Below are 3,796 nucleotides of genomic sequence, written 5' to 3' on the forward strand. Positions count from 1 at the left end.
CTTTCACCTTAAAATCGTTTTCAAAGCCTCAATAAACTCTTTAACTGCAGACTCCTCACTTCCAATGACCACAGTTTTATTAACCATAACCTTATAACCCAAACTTTCAAGTTGCCTCCTAAATTCATCTGAATAATTAATGTTTAATTTTGAAGTTGTGAAGCATGCAACTGGAACCCCAATTTTTCCAGCATACTTTTTCATGAAAGTTCTTATGGCTGGTGTAACCCTATTATACCATATCGGTGAACCTATCAATATTAGATCGTATCCATTGGGGTTAAACTCTTCATCCCCACATATCTTAACATCCTCTCCAAACATCACATCACGAATTAGCCTCAAATTCAAATGCAACATTCTATCCGAATACTCCCGCACACCCCTAATCTCAAAACAATCCACACTAACATTTAGCTTAGAAAGATCAAACTTCAACCTTTCAGCAACCCTCCTCGTATTCCCAGTCTTACTATAATACACTATTGCAACCCTCATTTCACCTACACCTACCATTCAATTTAAAATTTAACTCTATTCACTCACTAATACATTGCTTATCAATTTAGAATTATGGAGTTCTAATCCTGTGAAAACGTTTTCACTTCCCATTTTTCAGCAATATATATATATTTTCCCGGAAAATGTATTGGTAGTGTAGGTATGTCTAGGAATCGAATTATACTCACAGGTATACTTCTAGTAGTGTTGGTTGCTATATTCGTAACTCCTGCAATCATGTTGGGATTTTCAATCGGAGATATACCACTTGCTTACCAATTGCTATTTGATTTACTTCAAGGTAGACTTACTGGTTTCATAAAGTTAACTGTAAAGCCAGTGGTCAATGGAACTTTGGTTCAAGATCCTCTTTGGTTCATCGCTATACACGATTTCACGGGGGAAGAGAATAAGTATGGCTTATCCAATAGGATAGTTTATGATAAGTTGTATGGTATGTCCGTTACTCCTCCCCTCACATACATCATTAAAGTTAATAGGATACCCATAAAGTCTACCGCCACAGGTAAAACGATATATGAGCCTGTTAAACTCTACGTTCATGTGGCAACAGAACACTATGCTGGAGGCATGTTCGTTGTAATCGAGCCAGACCAGCCAATAAAGAGTGTTGAAGTCACGGTTCCATTACATATGAGGGGGTCTGCATTCACTACTCTGAAGAGTAGTTATTCACAGGATATGTGTGAAGTCAGTTTTACAATATGTTATGTTTATGTTAAATGTGGTGAATGTCACTCTATAGATGGTATAGAGGCAAGATGGACTATTACCTTAATAAATTACATGTACTTCTCCCACCACAGTAGAGACTTAACGTATAAATGGCAAGAAACCTCTGCACCCTACTATACATTGCTGGAAGCAACCGATACCGGATGGTATAATTCTGGGAATACTCCAGTCAAATCACGTGTAAAAGATTACGTTGCGCAAATTAATTCTGGGGCAGTTGAAGTTTTAGCGCATGTGGGATATAAGTGTGAGAGGTGGTATGATTCAAACTTTATTACCTTAGAAGAGGGGCGCATAGATTACGAGTATTACATAATGACCCCCATTGATTTTGATGATCTAAAAGCTGGTGACCGTATTAACTGTAGTGAGTGTGGGGGTAAGCCTCCATCAAGGTATAACGTTATCTCTGAAGATTGTCCTGATGTTAAAATCGAATTTGAAATAGGTGATGAATTTGAAGTTGGTGATGGGAGTTATTGGAAGTGGACTCCCGCATCCTTCATCTTCGGCTTCCCAAGTGGTAAGATTGTTAGTTTCAATGCAAGCATCTCTGCAGCTCGCAAGTTAATTAATTCCCCATACCTCGAGGTTATAGTTCATAACTGGGGTAATAAGGAGCATCGCTACTACCGTTGGTTTGAAGGTAATGATAAGCATTCTTTTATAGTTCACATGTCTTGGATACCACCATCATAAAACCATAATATTCCAACCTTTTTGGGTTGCGTACCGTTTAAATATTGTTTTGTCATATATTTTTGTCATGTATTTTCGTGCACCGTTTTATTCCACTCGTGGTGTTGTTTCTTCTGAAAGTCCATTGGCTTCCAGTGTTGGTGCTAATGTTTTGAGGCTTGGTGGTAATGCTGTGGATGCAGCTGTGGCTACAGCTTTCACTTTAGGTGTTGTTTTGCCTCATCTTTCTGGTTTGGGTGGGGATTTCTTTGCTATTCTACGTGATCCTAATGGTAATGTCCATGTTATTAATGGTAGTGGTTATTCCCCTAAGGCTTTAACTGTGGATTATCTTCGTGGTTTGGGTTTTGAGTCTATGCCTGTTCATGGTGTGCATTCCATTACTGTTCCTGGGATGGTTGATGGATTGTATGGTTTGTGGAGGGCTTTTGGCTCTATGGAGTGGGGTAAGCTTCTTGAGCCATCCATAAGGATTGCTGGTGAAGGGTTTCCTGCACATAGGGGGTTTTGTAGGGCGTTACGTAATCTTGGTGGTGAATTGATTAAGGATTATGGTTCTAGGGTTACGTATAGGCTTGATGAAGGTTTCCCAAATGAAGGTGACATATTATCCTTTAAAGGGTTGGCTGAAGCTTTGAAGTTGATTGCTGAAGATGCTAGAAGCTTTTATGAGGGGGATATTGCTGTGAAGATCGTTGATTACATTAGATCTCTTGGGGGAACCATGGATTTGGATGATTTAAAGTATTATCATAGTGAATTTCAGAAGCCAATAAAAGTGGGGTATAGGGGGTGGCAATTATATGAGATGCCTCCAAACTCTCAAGGGGTAACCACACTACACATTTTGAAGCTTATTGAATACTCCAATTTCATGAACATCCCAATACTATCCATGGAGAGAGTTCAAAACATTTTGGATGCCGCGATTAAGGCTTATGCTGTTAGGGATATGTATGTTGGTGATCCAAGGTTTATGCGTAAAGATGTGGATGAATTGCTCTCTGAAGAATTTATAGAAGCCATGAAGAGCGGTAGCATTAGTGGCTCTATCCATGCATCCTTCATGGATGCTGATACAACATACTTTGCCATTGCTGATGATAAAGGATACTTAATTTCATGTATTCAAAGTGTATTCCATAATTTCGGCTCATACATCACTGAACCAACATACAACATTACATTGAATTCCCGTGGGTCATCATTCACATTCCTTGATGATCACGTTAACAGACTTGAACCTAGGAAGAAGCCTCTACACACATTATCAGCCCTACTTTTAAATTATGGTTCAAGGTGGATGGCTATGGGCCTTTCAGGAGGACATTTCAGACCCCTCCTTCATGCTCAAATAGTAAATGGCATTGTGGATTACGGTTTAAATCCGCAATTGGCTATCGAAACTCCACGTTTCAGATGGGAACTTGGAAGTGATGTTGTTGAATGTGAAAGGGGGTATAGTGTCGGTGAGCTTAAAAAGTTTAAGTGTAAAATCATTGATTATCCATCAAGAATGGGTGTTGCAGCCATAGTGGAAGTTAGGGATAGATTGAAGGTTGGATATGCTGATATCCGTGGAGATGGATTACCCATAGGTTTAGAATAGCCCCCAACTTTCATAAACCCTTTTATATATTTTCAATTACGGATTTTGATTATGGCTGTATGGTGAATAGTTACCTTTATCTATAGATTATCATGCTAAGTATATTTGGTGCCCATATGATTCTGGCATTGGTTAATGGATTTCTAATTGATGGTAGTGGTGGTAAGCCTATTGATAGGGCTACTGTGGTGATTGATGGTTCAAGGATTAAGGCTGTTGGCCCAAGCTCTG

The 3,796-nt window shown here is 39.1% G+C and carries 3 protein-coding genes; 2 read left to right on the forward strand and 1 reads right to left on the reverse strand.

Features of this window, described 5'->3' with window-relative positions; translation table 11 throughout:
• Positions 1-3: 3 nt before the first annotated feature.
• Positions 4-498 (reverse strand): flavodoxin, encoded by a 495-nt coding sequence (locus MRT15_RS09540; RefSeq protein WP_304329860.1) that lies wholly within the window; start codon positions 496-498, stop codon positions 4-6.
• A gap of 165 nt (positions 499-663) precedes the next feature.
• Here MRT15_RS09540 and MRT15_RS09545 point away from each other — a divergent pair, with 165 nt between their 5' ends.
• Complete coding sequence (locus tag MRT15_RS09545; protein WP_304329861.1) at positions 664-1,956, forward strand: hypothetical protein; 1,293 nt, start codon at positions 664-666, stop codon at positions 1,954-1,956.
• A gap of 67 nt (positions 1,957-2,023) precedes the next feature.
• The gene (locus MRT15_RS09550; protein WP_304329862.1) at positions 2,024-3,565 is read left to right on the forward strand and encodes a gamma-glutamyltransferase family protein; all 1,542 of its coding nucleotides are present in this window, start codon (positions 2,024-2,026) and stop codon (positions 3,563-3,565) included.
• Positions 3,566-3,796 lie beyond the last annotated feature (231 nt).

The organism is Candidatus Culexarchaeum yellowstonense, from assembly GCF_024707025.1.
GTDB lineage: Archaea > Thermoproteota > Methanomethylicia > Culexarchaeales > Culexarchaeaceae > Culexarchaeum.